Here is a 15,943-nt window from a genome sequence, read left to right as displayed (position 1 = left end):
TCAATATATTAAATTAAAAGCTAAAATTTATATTTTCTAAAAATTGAATGCTTTCATTTCAGGTATACTTATTTGTTACAGGATTAAAAACAAATTTAAAAAACTTGTAATTTTATTTGTTCGGATTACTGGACTGACACTTTCAACCAATTGCTGCACATGTTAATCTGAAGTTATGTTCGGATTTTAATAATAATACTTTATGGCTACACGTAAACCACGTCAGTCGCGTTCGAAAGTGACCGTAGACACCATTATTGAAGCAGGTTTTATTGCAGTTGCAACCAACGGTACCAGCGGCACCACCACACGGCATATTGCTGATATTGCAGGTGTAAGTGTCGGTTCGCTGTATGAATACTTCAAGAATAAAGAAGAAATCTATGACGCGATGGCAAAAACCTTTGTTAAAGAAGTTTTGGATATGGTGAAAGAGCTCACGCCCATCATTATTGAGCAAGAGCTGGAACCATTATTCGAAATGATTTTCTATACCTTTAGAGACTTGCTGACGCGTGATGATGATCGTTATCTGATTTGCCTTCGCTATGCGACTGAACTCAAGTACGAAAAATATATTGGTCAGATCGAAATGGCATTGATGGAAGTATTGATGAAATATATGATTCGCCATCCTCGCTATTTGAAAGTGAATAATCTTAGTGTGACTGCTTATATCAGCATTAATAGTAGTATCTTTAATGTCGCACGGCACTTGATCTTGCCCAATCCACAAATCAGCTTTGATGAAATGGTCAAAGGTCTAAGTACCATGATTATTAGTTATATCGAAGCAGAATTGGCAAAAGCTGGAAATTAAAAGCCAGCTTTCACTGGCTCAATTTCATTTTAGAATGGTCTTGCACCTGCCAAACTAACACGTTTCAGTAAACGACGTTGCTCGGCAGGAAAAGCGGTCCGCGAATGCAAGGTCAACTGATTATCCCAATAAACAATATCTCCAATTTCCCACTGATGTTCATAACGATATTGAGGTTGCACAATGTGCGCTCTTAAGCGTTCAATCAATGCAGAACCCTTTTTGTCGTCATACCCGACAACTTCCACTTCGGTTTGTGCATCAAGATAGATACCACGGCGACCACTCTCAGAATGCGTACGGACCAATGGATGGGGAAATGCAGCGCCTAATACAGGTTGATCAGAGAAGCGATATTTGGGAATCGGGCTTTTATCCTTTAATCGCAAGAATGGATTATAAGTAATCAGTTGCAGCCCTTCGATTTCGTCTTTGGTTTCCTGATCAAGGTCTTCATACGCCTGAACAGTGTTATACCAACTGGTTGCGCCCCCATCTTTTGGAAGTTCAATTGCGTAAAGTAAAGATCCACTAGAAGGCTGTGGGGTCCAGTGATGATCACTATGCGGGGTGAGTTCCCCATGACCAGTATAATCCCCCTCTCCAACCGCATTGGATACGGGCACGATATCGGGTGGTGCATTGGTATCATTCCGCGTTGCCAATACCGGAATATCTGTTGGTGGGCGGAAAATCCCGCCAAAATAACTGGCAAAAGCGAGTAAGTCATTGTCTTTTAGATCTTGTGCCTTGAAAACCAGAATTAAATGTTCATGCAATGCCTTTTTCAGCTTGAGGATCACTTCCCCGCTTTGAGGTTTACTGGCATCTAGCCCAGTCACAACTGCACCCAATGCACCTTCGATAGGTGTAATCTGTACAGTATCTAAACGATTTTTCTTATATTCATGCCAACGTGGAGCACTTTCAATTGCGGCTGAAAGTTGTGTGAGTACTGTCATTTTCTTTCCTATAGATCATTCATTATATTTTTTAACGTTGAATTTTATTCACAATTCCTCAATCACAAAAATGAGTGATCTCATTAAATATATGCAAACGATTTAATATAAGAACCAATATTTTTATATTAATTTATTTGTTTTTATGATTATAAAATCAGCGTGCTTGGATTTGTCCAGCTTCGCTCTGTTTAAACAGCAAAAATGGTGTCATCTATACAGAAGACGATGTTGCAGGCAGCTTAATAGTAAACACACTATTATTGGCAGGATTGCTGTATTCAATCGCCCCTTTATGAGCGACGACAATCGCGTGCACAACTGCCAAACCCAACCCTGTTCCGCCGAATTCTTTATTACGGGACTGTTCAAGTCTGAAAAAAGGATCAAATAAATCTTGCTGATATTCAGAAGCAATACCAGGTCCTTGATCAGCAATTTGAATAATCCAATGATCTACAACTAATTTTGAAGAAATGCTCAGTTTTCCAGCATTGGCATAACGAATGGCATTATCAATCAATGCCATAAGAACTTGCTCAATACGGCGCTGGTCACAATTTACTGGGGTCGTTGAAATCTCAAGTACAGGCTCTAATCCTGCTTGCTGTAAACGATGTTCAAACAGTTTCAATACGTTGTCTGCAAGGACTTTTAGATCAACAGCTTCATAATGTAACCTGAGTTGTTGATTCTCAACCAGACTTAAAGTCCGCAAATCCTCCACCAGATGTGATAATCCTTCCACTTGACCTAACAAACTTTCAAATAAAGCTTCATCAGGCTTAAACACACCATCGAGAACACCTTGTAAACGTCCTTGCAAAATGGTGATAGGAGTTCTTAATTCATGGGCGATTGCGGCATTCCAGACCTGAGCATTTTCGACTGAACTTTCTAATTTTTTCGCCATATTATTAAAATTATGCATGAGTTCAGAAATTTCAGCGGAATGAATCTGGCTATCCTCTGCTCTGGCTGAAAGATCTCCCTGACTAATTTTTTGTGCAGCTTCCGCCAGATAATTAATCGGTTTAATAAAACGCTGAGCAAGAAACATCCCAATGATTAAAGAAATCACCGCGCCACAAAAAATTACGGTTCCCAACCAGATCCAGTCAACAAAATGGAATTCAGTCCAGTCGTCTTGTAATGAACTTAAAGTCAGCCAGCCCGCATCAATCGCGTAGTTATAGATGAAATAGCCCAGAAAAATAGAAAATAACGTCACACTCAAGTTCACAATACTTAAAGCGATAAAGAGCTGTTTACTAATGCCTGACTTATTTTTCATGTTATTTCTCAAACGACTTGTACGAATATTTGAAACTAAAAATTAAAAGGTTTGGGGATGATCAAAACGATAACCCACACCACGAACATTAATTAAGACCTGTTCTAGTCCCTGCTCCTCGAGTTTTTTTCTTAATTTACTGACATGACTATCCACAGTACGTTCCAAAGCATCGCTATCGGGTAAGCAGTAACTCATCAGCTCACTTCGGGTAAATACTTTATGCGGGTGCTCCAGCATCAGAATCAGGATTTTATATTCGGTCAAAGTTAAATTCAGTAAGGTTTTCCGATCTTGCTGATGAACATAAACACTGTGAATGGCCGTGTGAATCTCAATATTTTTATATAGCAGATTTTTATTTTGCGCTTGCTGATTTTGTTGTGCTCTTCTCAAAACAGCCTGCACCCGTGCAACCACTTCATTGGGATTGAAAGGCTTAACCACAAAGTCATCCGCACCAATTCTTAATGCCATGACCTTATCAATTTCCTGATCCAGTGCAGTCAGCATAATCACGGGAGTTTGGGCTTTTTGGCGGATTTTGCTCAGTACTTCCCAGCCATTTAATTCAGGTAATTTAATATCCAGCAGGATCAGGTCAATCGGTTGAGCAGCATGAATTTCAATTGCTTGTTTACCATTCATGGCTCGAAGCACCTGCATGCCTTCACGTTTTAAGTAGTGCTCAATAATATCACCAATATCGTACTCATCTTCTACGACGAGAATCTGCTTATCACGGCAATCAAAAGAAAATGAGGCTTCAAACATGAATCAATCATCGAATAACTACGGTCATTTTGCATGATACGCTGATTTATCTGTCGATCTCCACACTTTTTCCACACTTCCCCGATGTTGGTTACACAAAACAGAAAAATAATGTCAGCATCAAAAACTCCCAAGGTCGGACAGAATGCAAAAGCGTTTATTACTTCCATTATTTTTATCCATCGGGCTTGTGCTACAAGGCTGTGGTTCTGACGAGGCAAAACCTGCTGAAACACCGCTTGCCAAAGTGAGCGTGTTAAGTCTTCACCCCCAAGCAGTCAACTTTAGCGAGAACTTGCCCGCCCGTGTACAGGCCTTCCGTACTGCCGAAATCCGTCCTCAGGTCGGTGGTATTATTGAAAAAGTGCTCTTTAAACAAGGCAGTGAAGTTAAGGCAGGCCAAGCACTTTATAGAATTAATGCAGAAACTTTTCAGGCCGATGTGAATAGCAACAAAGCTTCACTCAATAAGGCTGAAGCTGAAGTGGCACGCTTAAAAGTTCAGTTAGAACGGTATGAACAATTACTGCCAAGCAATGCAATCAGTAAGCAGGAAGTCAGTAATGCTCAAGCTGAATATCGTCAGGCCTTAGCCGATGTTGCCCAGATGAAAGCGCTACTCACCCGTCAAAACCTGAACTTACAATATGCCACCGTGCGTGCCCCGATTTCAGGTCGTATTGGACAGTCATTTGTGACCGAAGGTGCTTTGGTCAGCCAAGGTGATGCCAATACCATGGCAACCGTACAGCAAATTGACAAGGTATATGTCGATGTAAAACAGTCGATTGGTGAATACGAACGTTTACAAGCCGCGCTACAAAGTGGTGAGCTGTCTGCCAATAATGAAAAAACAGTACGTATTTCGAATAGTCATGGTCAAGCCTATAACGTCACCGCCAAAATGCTCTTTGAAGACATCAATGTTGATCCAGAAACTGGCGATGTCACCATTCGTATTGAAGTAAATAACCCTGAAAGAAAATTACTTCCAGGGATGTATGTGCGTGTCAATATTGATCGTGCTTCGATTCCTCAAGCCTTATTGATTCCAGCACAAGCGGTACAACGCAACATCAATGGCGATCCACAAGTCTATGTGATCAATGCCAAAGGTGCGGCTGAGATTCGCCCAATTGAGTTGGGCCAGCAGTATGATCAATTCTATATTGCCAATAAAGGCCTGAAAACAGGCGATAAAGTGGTTGTAGAAGGTATTGACCGTATTCAGCCCAATCAAAAACTTGAAATCAGCAACTGGAAAATTCCTGCAACACAAGGAGCCCAATGATGATGTCACAATTCTTCATTCGCCGCCCTGTGTTTGCATGGGTGATTGCGATTTTCATTATTTTATTTGGGGTCCTTAGTATTCCCAAATTACCGATTGCCCGCTTTCCAAGTGTGGCACCGCCTCAAGTCAACATTACTGCGGTATATCCGGGTGCAACTCCTAAAACGATCAATGACAGCGTTGTAACTTTGATCGAACGGGAATTATCTGGGGTTAAAAACCTACTTTACTACAGCGCGACCACGGATACCTCTGGTACCGCTCAGATTTCTGCGACCTTTAAACCAGGTACAGATGTTGAAATGGCGCAGGTCGATGTACAAAACAAGATCAAGGCTGTTGAAGCACGTTTACCTCAAGTGGTTCGCCAACAAGGCTTACAAGTTGAGGCTTCTTCATCAGGCTTCCTGATGCTGGTTGGGATTAACTCACCGAATGGACAATATTCCGAAGTTGACGTGAGTGATTATCTGGTCCGTAACGTGGTCGAAGAACTGAAACGTGTTGAAGGCGTAGGTAAAGTTCAATCCTTCGGTGCTGAAAAAGCCATGCGTATCTGGGTTGACCCAAACAAACTGGTGTCTTACGGTCTATCGATTAGTGATGTCAACAATGCCATCCGTGAAAACAACGTCGAGATTGCACCTGGTCGACTGGGTGATCTGCCTGCTGCCAAAGGGCAATTGATTACAATTCCTTTATCTGCCGAAGGCCAATTGGGCGATGTTGAACAATTCAAAAATATCAGTCTCAAAAGTAAGACCAGCGGTAGTGTCATTAAACTGTCTGACGTTGCTAATGTGGAGATGGGTTCACAAGCCTATAACTTTGCAATTTTAGAAAATGGTAAACCTGCAACGGCTGCTGCGATTCAGCTCAGTCCGGGTGCCAATGCAGTAAAAACGGCTGAAGGTGTCAGAGAAAAAATTGAAGAATTAAAACTCAATTTACCAGAAGGCATGCAATTCAGTATTCCTTACGACACAGCCCCTTTCGTTAAAATTTCAATTGAAAAAGTAATTCATACCTTACTTGAAGCCATGGTTCTGGTTTTCATTGTCATGTATTTATTCTTGCACAATGTCCGCTATACCTTAATTCCCGCCATTGTTGCACCGATTGCGCTGTTGGGTACTTTTGCAGTCATGCTCATGGCAGGCTTCTCGATTAACGTACTGACCATGTTTGGTATGGTGCTGGCCATCGGGATTATCGTCGACGATGCAATTGTGGTGGTGGAAAACGTCGAACGGATTATGGCAACTGAAGGTCTGCCACCGAAAGAAGCGACATCCAAAGCCATGAAGGAAATCACCAGCCCGATTATTGGTATTACCTTGGTCTTGGCAGCGGTATTCTTACCGATGGCATTTGCCAGTGGTTCTGTCGGCATTATCTATCAACAATTTACCTTAACCATGTCAGTGTCGATTCTGTTCTCTGCATTATTAGCATTGATCCTGACCCCTGCGTTATGTGCCACTATCCTTAAACCGATTGATGGACATCATCAAAAGAAAGGTTTCTTTGCATGGTTTGACCGTAGCTTCGATAAAGTTACTAAAAAGTATGAATTGATCCTGCTGAAAGTGATCAAGCATAGCGTTCCAATGATGGCGATTTTTGTGGTCATTACAGGTCTTACTTTTGCAGGCATGAAATACTGGCCAACCGCCTTTATGCCAGAAGAAGACCAAGGCTGGTTTCTGACTTCGTTCCAATTGCCTTCTGACGCCACTGCTGAAAGAACGAGAAGCGTTGTGAATGAGTTTGAAAACAGTTTAAAAGACAATCCGAATGTCAAAAGTAACACCACCATTATGGGCTGGGGCTTCAGTGGTGCGGGTCAAAACGTGGGTATTGCGTTTACTACGCTCAAAGATTTTAAAGAGCGTACCTCAAGTGCCAGCGAAATGACCAACGGCGTCAATGAAACAATGGCTCATAGCAAAGAAGGTGCAACCATGGCGGTGCTTCCACCTGCCATTGATGAACTTGGGACATTTGCTGGTTTCAGCTTACGCTTACAAGACCGTGCGAATCTGGGTATGCCTGCGCTATTAGCTGCACAAGACCAGTTAATGGAAATGGCAGCCAAGAATAAAAAGTTCTATATGGTTTGGAATGAAGGCTTACCGCAAGGTGACAATATTTCTTTAAAAATTGACCGTGCAAAATTGAATGTTCTTGGTGTGAAGTTCGCAGATGTTTCTGACATCATTTCAACGTCAATGGGCTCGATGTATATCAATGACTTCCCAAATCAGGGACGTATGCAACAAGTCATTGTTCAGGTCGATGCCAAGTCACGAATGCAATTAAAAGATATTTTGAATCTGAAAGTGATGGGTTCAAATGGGCAATTGGTCTCTTTATCAGAAGTGGTTACACCGCAATGGAATAAAGCACCACAGCAATATAACCGCTATAACGGTCGCCCATCGTTAAGTATTGCAGGTATCCCAAACTTTGATACGTCATCAGGCGATGCCATGCGTGAAATGGAGAACCTGATTGCCAAATTGCCAAAAGGCATCGGCTATGAATGGACGGGTATTTCTTTGCAAGAAAAGCAATCTGAATCGCAGATGGCGTTCTTACTTGCCCTTTCCATGCTGGTGGTATTCCTTGTTCTAGCTGCACTTTATGAAAGTTGGGCAATTCCGCTTTCAGTGATGCTGGTCGTGCCTTTGGGTATCTTTGGTGCCATCGTTGCGATTATGTCTCGAGGCTTGATGAATGATGTGTTCTTTAAGATTGGCCTGATTACCATTATTGGTTTATCCGCCAAGAACGCGATCCTGATTGTCGAATTTGCCAAGATGCTGAAAGAAGAAGGTATGAGTTTAGTCGAGGCCACCGTTGCCGCAGCTAAACTTCGTTTACGTCCAATTTTGATGACTTCGCTGGCCTTTACCTGTGGTGTGATTCCACTGGTGATCGCTTCTGGTGCCAGTTCAGAAACACAGCATGCCTTAGGTACAGGTGTATTTGGCGGCATGATTTCAGCGACGATTCTGGCAATCTTCTTTGTACCAGTGTTCTTCATTTTCATTCTGGGTGCAGTTGAAAAGCTGTTTTCTTCGAAGCAAAAAAATCCATCTTAAATGACATTTCGCAGAGGGAATCAACGGATTTCCTCTGCCTCCTCCTCTGCATTTATTCTTATCTTATTTGGAGAAGACCATGTCTAAAGCGACTGTCTTATCTCGTGGCTTGCTTGTCTCTACACTCTCAATTGCCTTGACGGCGTGTATGAATATGCAGGCACCAAAACCTGTGATTCAATCGGATATTCCACAAAATTTTTCTCAAACCACAGCTGGAAATTCGATTGCCAATCAAGGTTATCAACAATTTTTTTCTGACCCGCGCTTATTACAAGTGATTGAAATCAGTTTAAATCACAACCGTGATTTACGTACTGCAACACTGAATATTCAACGTGCACAGCAACAATATCAAATCAGCAAAAATGACCAGTTACCAACCATTGGCGCGACTGGCAGCGCTGTAAGACAGGTTAACTCTACTGTAAATCCGAATAATCCTTATTCCACCTTTCAAGTCGGCCTTGGCGTAACTGCTTATGAGTTAGACTTTTGGGGCCGTGTACAAAGTTTAAAAGATGCGGCGCTGAGTAATTACCTTGCCACCCAAAGTGCCAGAGATGCCACTCAAATTAGTCTGGTGAGTCAGGTCAGCCAAGCATGGTTAAATTATGCCTATGCAAAGGCCAATTTAAATCTGGCTGAGCAAACGTTAAAAGCACAGCTCGATTCATTTAACCTCAACAAGAAACGTTTTGATGTCGGGATTGATAGTGAAGTTCCATTACGACAGGCACAAATATCAGTTGAAACAGCCCGAAATGATGTCGCAACCTATAAAACTCAAGTGTCACAAGCACAAAACCTACTGGATCTGTTGGCTGGTCAAGCGATTCCTCAAAATCTCCTGCCGAATCAAGCTGTGAAAAATATCAGTGCTGAACGCAGCTTTGCAACGGGCTTAAGCAGTGATTTACTCAATAACCGTCCAGATCTAAAAGCTGCTGAATATCAATTACTTGCTGCTGGAGCAAATATTGGTGCAGCGAAAGCACGCATGTTCCCGACCATCAGTCTGACAGGTTCAGCGGGATATGCATCGACAGATCTCAAAGATTTATTTAAGTCAGGAGGTTTCTCTTGGTCAGTTGGGCCAAGTATTGATCTTCCAATTTTTGATTGGGGAACGCGTAAAGCCAATATTAAAATTTCTGAAACAGAGCAAAAAATTGCTATTGCAGATTATGAAAAAGCCATTCAATCCGCTTTTCGTGAAGTCAATGATGCGCTGGCTGCCCGTGCCCATATTGAGGATCGTTTGAGTGCACAACGCCGTTTGGTTGCTGCAACCGATACCACCTATAAATTATCTACGGCCCGTTTTAGAGCAGGCATTGACAGTTATTTGACGGTGCTGGATGCACAACGTTCTGCCTATGCGGCTCAACAAGGTCTACTGCTGCTGGAACAAACCAAATTAAATAATCAGATCGAACTCTATAAAGCTTTAGGTGGCGGCTTATCTCAGGCTTCGTAAACGCTTAAGTCGATTATTTGGGCTGATTTTTAAAGATTCAGCCCTTATAGTATTTGAGTTTAAATAAGAAAATAACCATTCATCTATGTTTACACTTTCGATTACGCCTAGATTCTATGAAACCGATGCTTTTGGACATATCAACAATACTGTGATTACAGGTTGGTTTGAAACTGCACGTGAACCAGTTTTCCGCCTATTTAACCCCGGCATGGAGATCAAAAATCTGCCTTTGATTCTGGCGCGGGTTGAGGTCGATTTTGTTGCCCAAATCTATTACGGCGCTGAGATTGAAATCAAAACATGGATTGAACAGATTGGAAATTCTTCATTCGTTGTTGCCCATGAAGCTTGGCAAAATGAGCATTGTGTTGCGCGTGGCAAAGCAGTTCAGGTGTATTTTGATTTCAGCACGCAAAAATCAGGTCGTATTCCAGATCCATTCCGTGCTCAGTTACAACAATATCTAATTAACCAATAAATATTTCCCGCTGAAATAAACCCATTCATCTCAGCGGTTCTGAATTACTCGCCTAAATCTTCGAGAAAATCAAAGGTTGGCACAAAGAATAAGCTCCCTGAAACAGGTGTACTAAAATCGAGTAAGCGATCGACATGACCAGTTTCTTTACCCAAGAACATATTCTCAAGCATGGTTTTGGTGATATTAAAAGACCGTGAATAGCCAATAAAGAAGGTGCCATACTCCCCTTCTGTTGGATTGGAAAATGGCATATTGGCTCTTAAGATTTTAAGTTCGTTCCCATCCGCATCATGTGCCTTACTCGCCACATTATGTGCACTTTGCGGTTTCACATCATCACCCAGCTCGACATCATCATATTTCTTGCGTCCAATCACTTTTTCCTGTTCTTCAGTAGTTAAGCCCTTCCACATTTCCATATTATGTAAATACTTTTGAATAAATACATAACTGCCACCTAGGAACTCAGCATCTTCTGAACCGACATAAGCAATCTCTTTGGCAATTTCATGCTCAGGGTTTTCAGTACCATCTACAAAACCAATAATCGCGCGACCATCAAAGTATCTAAAACCTTTGGTCTCACTAATTGGGTAAGTATCTTCTTTTAATTGCTCATGCAAAATTGAGGCAAGTTCATAGCACATTGCCATTTGATTGGCACGGATATGAAAGAATAAATCGCCTGTTGTTGCGACCGCAGTATGTCTCGGCCCTTTGATCTCTTGAAATGGTGCCAGTTCTTTCGGTTTATTTAAATCAGGGAACAGTAAATCCCAAGCATTTGAGCCGATCCCCACCGAAGCACTGAAATTGCTGTTTGGAAAACGATTGGTCAGGCTGCGGACTAAGGCTGAAAAATTGGCGAGAAAATCAATCACCCCTGAATGATCTGGGTTGGTGTTGATGCCAAGCACGATAAATAAAGCATTTTCACCTGAAAGATTGTTGATCACAGGCTGAGGTCTTAAAGGTATATTCATAATATTTGGGAATAAAAAAACTTAATGCTCATATCCTACACAAATCAATGCATTAGAGATCAAACAAATCACAATTTTTTACTATTATTACGTATACAAAACAAAGCTATCACCACGGCAAAAACTGGCTAAGGTGAGATTTAATTGCTTTGCCATTTCAATCGCCATACTGGTAGGTGCGGAAATGGTTGCCAAGAGCCCAATATTATATTGTGCGCATTTGCGGATTAACTCATAGCTGGCGCGACTGGTCATCACCACAAAGCCCTCGGCAACATTCAGTTTTTGCTCTGCCAGATGACCAAGTAATTTATCTAAAGCATTATGCCTGCCGACATCTTCAAACAGTGCCACGATTTGCCCTTGTACCACCCACGCCGCAGCATGCGCGCCACCAGTGAGTTCAGTAATTTTTTGTCGGGCTTTTAGTTGAGCAATGGCATTTGGAATTTGCTTGAGCCACAAAGGTGAAACCTTACTGCGAACCAAAGGTAGATCGGCATAAAATTGCTTTAAGCTCTCGATCCCGCATAAACCACAGCCAGTACGCCCTACCATCATTCGGCGATGTTCCTTGAGAGCCATAAATGCACGCGATGAAATCGTCATATCGACCTCAACGCCTAATGCATTATGACGAATTTCAAGCGAATACAGCTCGTTTAAGCTTTTTAATATCCCTTCTGAAAGACTAAAACCCTTGGCAAATACCTCAAGGTCTGATGGCGTTGCCATCATGACCGCATGAGAAATCCCATTATAAATCAGTGCTACAGGATACTCCTGAACAATATAATCCATTTCATCTTCAGAATGATCCTGATGGAAACGATGCACTTGCACCGTTTCATAGCCGCGTGTTTTGGTATCCACAATTGACCTCTTTACTTAGACGCGCAACTATACGCCACCCACACGTTCATTGGCATGTTCAGGATCGACTGCAACCGCTAAGTTAAAATGCTCAGGCGCCTGACCTGCATGCAGGATCACAGGGATACTTTTTGATGCTGGAATTTTGGCATATTTATCATGGCTACCTAAGGCCACCAATGGATTGGTTTCAGGATAATACGCTGCCAGACTGCCTTGTGGAATGTTATAAGGCACGATACGGAAACTATGGACAATCCGTTTAACCCCATCCGAGAATACACTTTCGATATCAACCCATTGATCAGCCTCAAAGCCTGCTGCATCAATATCCGCCTGATTCATAAACAGTACACGGCGCTGCCCGAATACTCCGCGATAACGGTCATCCAGACCATATAACGTCGTGTTGTACTGGTCATGCGAACGTGTCGTCATCAAGGTATACACCTGTTGCTCACTATAAGCTGCGGCATACTGGTTTTCTTCATCCTCATATACTTCGGCCAATGGCGTAATCAAAAATTGTGCCTTACCGCTTGGGGTATTCCAGACATGCTGATTGGCTGGATGCTCTAAATGGAAACCACTCGGCTGATAAACCCGTTGATTGAAGTCATGAAACTCATCAAAAACATCGGCAATCGAGTCACGAATACGGTCATAACTTTCAATATACCAGCGCCATTTCACATGACTCTCAGGCAATGCTGCTTCCGCCATACGCGCCACAATATCGGGTTCAGACAAGATATTTTCGGAGATCGGTGGATTACGTCCCGCTGAAAGATGCACATTACTCATCGAATCTTCTACTGAAATCGCTTGAGGTCCATGCACCTGCATATCCACTTCGGTACGTCCAAGACAAGGCAACATCAATGCATCCTGACCACACACCAGATGGCTACGATTCAGCTTGGTGGTAATATTGACGGTTAAATTACAACGGCGTAAAGCTTCTTGGGTATAAGGTGTATCAGGCGTTGCAACGGCAAAGTTACCGCCTAGGCCAATAAAGACTTTTACATCACCTTCGTACATTGCCTTGATGGTATCGACCACGCCAAAACCATGTTTACGCGGCGACTTGATGCCAAATACGCGATCAATACTATCAAGTAGCTTATCACTTGGGTTTTCATTGATACCCATGGTACGGTCGCCCTGCACATTACTATGCCCACGAACAGGACAAAGCCCCGAACCTGGTCTTCCGATATGTCCTCGCGCCAGCATCAGATTCGCCAGCATATGAATATTGGCAGTACCATGACGATGCTGGGTAATCCCCATTCCCCAACAGAAAATAGCCGTTTTCGCATCCAGATACATTTTGGCAATCGACTCTAAATGCTCGGCTGAAAGTCCAGTATGCTTGTGGATTTCTGACCATGCGGTACGGTCAATTTCCGCCAGCATCTCATCAAAACCGATGGTATTCATTTCAATAAAACTGCGGTCGAAAACGCTATGCTCGCCTTTGGCAAGGGCTTTTTTATCCCACTCCAGTAAATGCTTCATTACCCCGAACATCAGCGCGTAGTCACCGCCAATTTTTGGCTGGAAGTAATAGCGACTGATTGGCGTACTGCCATTGGTCATCATTTCCAGAGGTGCTTGCGGATCTTGAAAGCGCTCTAGACCACGTTCTTTGATCGGGTTAATCGCAACAATGTTACCCCCACGTCTTGAGACCTCTCTCAAGGTAGCTAACATACGTGGATGATTGGTCCCCGGGTTATGCCCGAAACTAAAGATCGCATCGGCCTGATCAAAATCATCCAGAATAACCGTCCCTTTACCTAAACCAATCGCATCTTTTAAACCGACACTGGTGGTTTCATGACACATATTAGAACAGTCTGGGAAATTATTGGTTCCAAAGCTTCTGACAAAGAGTTGATATAAAAATGCTGCTTCATTGCTGGCACGACCAGAAGTATAGAAAGCCGCTTGGTCAGGATGGTCTAAGGCTTGTAAATGTTTGGCAATCAGTTGAAATGCATCGTCCCAAGAAATCGGCACATACTTATCGGTAACAGGATCATAGCGCATTGGGTCGGTTAAACGCCCCAAATCTTCCAGATAGAAATCACTCTGCTCTGCCAACCAGCTCACTGTATGCTGGGCAAAAAACTCCGGCGTAACGGTCTTACTGGTAGCTTCAAAGGCAACGGCTTTGGCACCGTTCTCACAAAAGTTAAAGGCATGGGCATCCTTTTTCTCAGGCCAAGCACAACCAGGACAATCAAAACCTGTCGGCTGATTAATATTGAGTAAAGTAATCGAACCTTTTTTGAGAATATCTTGTCGTTTGAGATTGCGCGCTACACTCAACAATGCTCCCCATCCACCAGCGGGCTGGGTATAAGGCTCAATTCTCGCGTAGCCATTATTTTCTTGTTTATGAACCGTTTGTTCTGAATTATCCATTGCGTCGCCCTCAGCTGAGCTATTTTCATTTCTTACTCAACTAGAAGTATCACGAATCTGGGCATTTTTCTATTCCTGATTTGTCACATCCCATCAACATGAAACTTAAAATCGGCATTCATTTAACCCAGAAATCAAAACAAAAAATTGCCAACAAATACTTAGTAATAAGCTAAATAAACGTGGCACCAACTATGAATTGGTATGGCTTGGATGTTGTGCTTGAGTTGAATTCTGCTTTTGTTGTGAAGGCATATAATCAGGTTGATTACTCACTGCCAGAAAGAAAAACACCAGAAATAAACAGCCCAGTAAAATACTGATACCTACCGCCAAATAGGGAAATTTTGATTGCTCTTGAGACATTTGATCTGCTCCTGTTTAAAAATTAAAAAATTTTCAACCTCGTTTACATCGTCGATAAAACCTTAAAACTCGCACCATTTTGAATACGGGTTTGCATATATTCCGCATAGACCGATAACTTCTCGAAAATGTGTTCGGAATAAAACATATCTTCGATCAAGTGCGCTGCCTGTTGTTCGGAAAATTGGCCCATATTGGCAATCAATTGGGCATTCAGATGTGAGAACAACGTACAAATCTCTTTATGGAAATCATCTTTATTTTTAAATAACAGTTTGCGCATATTGATCAATGCATGATCCACTTGAGGTTCATCTTGATCGGTATGAATAATCGTGATTTTGACCTTAAAGAAATCTTGCAACACCTTAAGCTTATGCATATCGATCGCCAGATCTGTGACCAGAAAAAGATGGGAAAGATCCGTTCTGCAAAGTGCTTTCACCAGACTACGAAAAAGAAAATCTTCCTCATTTCCTGAATCATTCACCAGTTCAATATAGAGCTTGAGACTATCAAGGACATCTTCGATCTTGAGTTGAATACTTTTCTCTGCCTGATAATATTTTTTAAAAATTGATAGAACTGGCGTTGTAGCAGGCGTGGTATAGATTACGGGCTGGTTTAAATTCGCAATAATCAATGGCGCAAACACATAGCCCAGATGACGATTATTTTCCACGATCTTCGCCTGCGCGATATAGGTCACTTTGTCTTTAGAAAAATCTCTAAGCACCTTACCTCTTAATAAAGTTGCTTCAAGATTGACATATTCAAGATGTAACTGTTCTTGTACTGATTGGGACGGTATCTTGCCTTGAAAAAGTCGGGTAAGCGCATAAAGCTCTGGGGTGACAAACATAATTAAACGCCATTCAGTCAGAAGTATTATCATGCAAACGACTTACAATGCTTGATCAATATTTAACACATTGTATCGTTGCTTATGCTATTTTGAATGAGCAACATACAACTGAATAGCTACAGAATTTTGCTAAAAAAATATAACAGATGACTTAGCGTTTCCGTATCTGTTATAAAAAAACAAGAAGAAATTGTACCTACTCATA

General features: G+C 42.1%; 13 protein-coding genes. 5 read left to right on the top strand and 8 right to left on the bottom strand.

Going from position 1 to position 15,943, the window contains the following annotated elements; genetic code table 11:
* Positions 1-202: 202 nt before the first annotated feature.
* Positions 203-820, top strand: a complete 618-nt coding sequence (locus tag A9Z07_RS13405; RefSeq protein WP_004772738.1) for a TetR/AcrR family transcriptional regulator — start codon at positions 203-205, stop codon at positions 818-820.
* A gap of 29 nt (positions 821-849) precedes the next feature.
* Here the strand turns inward: A9Z07_RS13405 and A9Z07_RS13400 are convergent, their stop codons facing one another.
* The 3 genes from A9Z07_RS13400 to adeR form a co-directional block, all read right to left on the bottom strand.
* A complete protein-coding gene (locus A9Z07_RS13400) occupies positions 850-1,782 on the bottom strand; it encodes a TauD/TfdA dioxygenase family protein (RefSeq protein WP_062846883.1) in 933 nt (310 codons plus the stop codon).
* 214 nt (positions 1,783-1,996) lie between these two features.
* The gene (gene adeS, locus A9Z07_RS13395) at positions 1,997-3,076 is read right to left on the bottom strand and encodes a two-component sensor histidine kinase AdeS (protein ID WP_069579298.1); all 1,080 of its coding nucleotides are present in this window, start codon (positions 3,074-3,076) and stop codon (positions 1,997-1,999) included.
* A gap of 42 nt (positions 3,077-3,118) precedes the next feature.
* Positions 3,119-3,850, bottom strand: coding sequence for an efflux system response regulator transcription factor AdeR (adeR, locus tag A9Z07_RS13390; protein ID WP_005258149.1), 732 nt, complete (start codon positions 3,848-3,850; stop codon positions 3,119-3,121).
* A 145-nt stretch (positions 3,851-3,995) separates the two neighbouring features.
* Between adeR and A9Z07_RS13385 the strand changes: the two genes are divergently transcribed.
* The 4 genes from A9Z07_RS13385 to A9Z07_RS13370 all read left to right on the top strand — a co-directional run bounded on the left by A9Z07_RS13385 (position 3,996) and on the right by A9Z07_RS13370 (position 10,212).
* Complete coding sequence (locus A9Z07_RS13385; RefSeq protein ID WP_069579296.1) at positions 3,996-5,141, top strand: efflux RND transporter periplasmic adaptor subunit; 1,146 nt, start codon at positions 3,996-3,998, stop codon at positions 5,139-5,141.
* Positions 5,141-8,251, top strand: coding sequence for an efflux RND transporter permease subunit (locus A9Z07_RS13380; protein ID WP_069579294.1), 3,111 nt, complete (start codon positions 5,141-5,143; stop codon positions 8,249-8,251). The genes A9Z07_RS13385 and A9Z07_RS13380 overlap by 1 nt, the downstream gene beginning before the upstream one ends.
* A 79-nt stretch (positions 8,252-8,330) precedes the next feature.
* Positions 8,331-9,731, top strand: coding sequence for an AdeC/AdeK/OprM family multidrug efflux complex outer membrane factor (adeC, locus tag A9Z07_RS13375; RefSeq protein WP_069579292.1), 1,401 nt, complete (start codon positions 8,331-8,333; stop codon positions 9,729-9,731).
* Positions 9,732-9,816: 85 nt separating this feature from the next.
* Positions 9,817-10,212 (top strand): acyl-CoA thioesterase, encoded by a 396-nt coding sequence (locus A9Z07_RS13370; RefSeq protein ID WP_069579290.1) that lies wholly within the window; start codon positions 9,817-9,819, stop codon positions 10,210-10,212.
* Positions 10,213-10,256: 44 nt separating this feature from the next.
* Here the strand turns inward: A9Z07_RS13370 and A9Z07_RS13365 are convergent, their stop codons facing one another.
* The 5 genes from A9Z07_RS13365 to A9Z07_RS13350 form a co-directional block, all read right to left on the bottom strand.
* A complete protein-coding gene (locus A9Z07_RS13365; protein WP_069579288.1) occupies positions 10,257-11,198 on the bottom strand; it encodes a Dyp-type peroxidase in 942 nt (313 codons plus the stop codon).
* Positions 11,199-11,285: 87 nt separating this feature from the next.
* Positions 11,286-12,071, bottom strand: a complete 786-nt coding sequence (gene fdhD, locus A9Z07_RS13360; protein ID WP_069579286.1) for a formate dehydrogenase accessory sulfurtransferase FdhD — start codon at positions 12,069-12,071, stop codon at positions 11,286-11,288.
* Positions 12,072-12,098: 27 nt separating this feature from the next.
* The gene (locus A9Z07_RS13355) at positions 12,099-14,507 is read right to left on the bottom strand and encodes an FdhF/YdeP family oxidoreductase (RefSeq protein WP_004772748.1); all 2,409 of its coding nucleotides are present in this window, start codon (positions 14,505-14,507) and stop codon (positions 12,099-12,101) included.
* Between the two features lie 192 nt (positions 14,508-14,699).
* Positions 14,700-14,873: a cbb3-type cytochrome oxidase assembly protein gene (locus A9Z07_RS17820; RefSeq protein ID WP_139126644.1), complete on the bottom strand. Its 174-nt coding sequence runs from the start codon at positions 14,871-14,873 to the stop codon at positions 14,700-14,702.
* 43 nt (positions 14,874-14,916) lie between these two features.
* The gene (locus tag A9Z07_RS13350; protein WP_069579284.1) at positions 14,917-15,735 is read right to left on the bottom strand and encodes a hypothetical protein; all 819 of its coding nucleotides are present in this window, start codon (positions 15,733-15,735) and stop codon (positions 14,917-14,919) included.
* Between the last annotated feature and the right edge of the window lie 208 nt (positions 15,736-15,943).

This window comes from Acinetobacter sp. YK3, from assembly GCF_001729365.1.
GTDB lineage: Bacteria > Pseudomonadota > Gammaproteobacteria > Pseudomonadales > Moraxellaceae > Acinetobacter > Acinetobacter vivianii.
The sequence above is the reverse complement of the archived record's forward strand: the minus strand, read 5'-3'. Positions and strand labels throughout refer to the sequence as shown.

Coding starts and splice junctions, on each gene's coding strand:
- A9Z07_RS13405 (WP_004772738.1), top strand. CDS start 203: ATGGCTACACGTAAACCACGTCAGTCGCGTTCGAAAGTGACCGTAGAC.
- A9Z07_RS13400 (WP_062846883.1), bottom strand. CDS start 1,782: ATGACAGTACTCACACAACTTTCAGCCGCAATTGAAAGTGCTCCACGT.
- adeS (WP_069579298.1), bottom strand. CDS start 3,076: ATGAAAAATAAGTCAGGCATTAGTAAACAGCTCTTTATCGCTTTAAGT.
- adeR (WP_005258149.1), bottom strand. CDS start 3,850: ATGTTTGAAGCCTCATTTTCTTTTGATTGCCGTGATAAGCAGATTCTC.
- A9Z07_RS13385 (WP_069579296.1), top strand. CDS start 3,996: ATGCAAAAGCGTTTATTACTTCCATTATTTTTATCCATCGGGCTTGTG.
- A9Z07_RS13380 (WP_069579294.1), top strand. CDS start 5,141: ATGATGTCACAATTCTTCATTCGCCGCCCTGTGTTTGCATGGGTGATT.
- adeC (WP_069579292.1), top strand. CDS start 8,331: ATGTCTAAAGCGACTGTCTTATCTCGTGGCTTGCTTGTCTCTACACTC.
- A9Z07_RS13370 (WP_069579290.1), top strand. CDS start 9,817: ATGTTTACACTTTCGATTACGCCTAGATTCTATGAAACCGATGCTTTT.
- A9Z07_RS13365 (WP_069579288.1), bottom strand. CDS start 11,198: ATGAATATACCTTTAAGACCTCAGCCTGTGATCAACAATCTTTCAGGT.
- A9Z07_RS13355 (WP_004772748.1), bottom strand. CDS start 14,507: ATGGATAATTCAGAACAAACGGTTCATAAACAAGAAAATAATGGCTAC.
- A9Z07_RS17820 (WP_139126644.1), bottom strand. CDS start 14,873: ATGTCTCAAGAGCAATCAAAATTTCCCTATTTGGCGGTAGGTATCAGT.
- A9Z07_RS13350 (WP_069579284.1), bottom strand. CDS start 15,735: ATGTTTGTCACCCCAGAGCTTTATGCGCTTACCCGACTTTTTCAAGGC.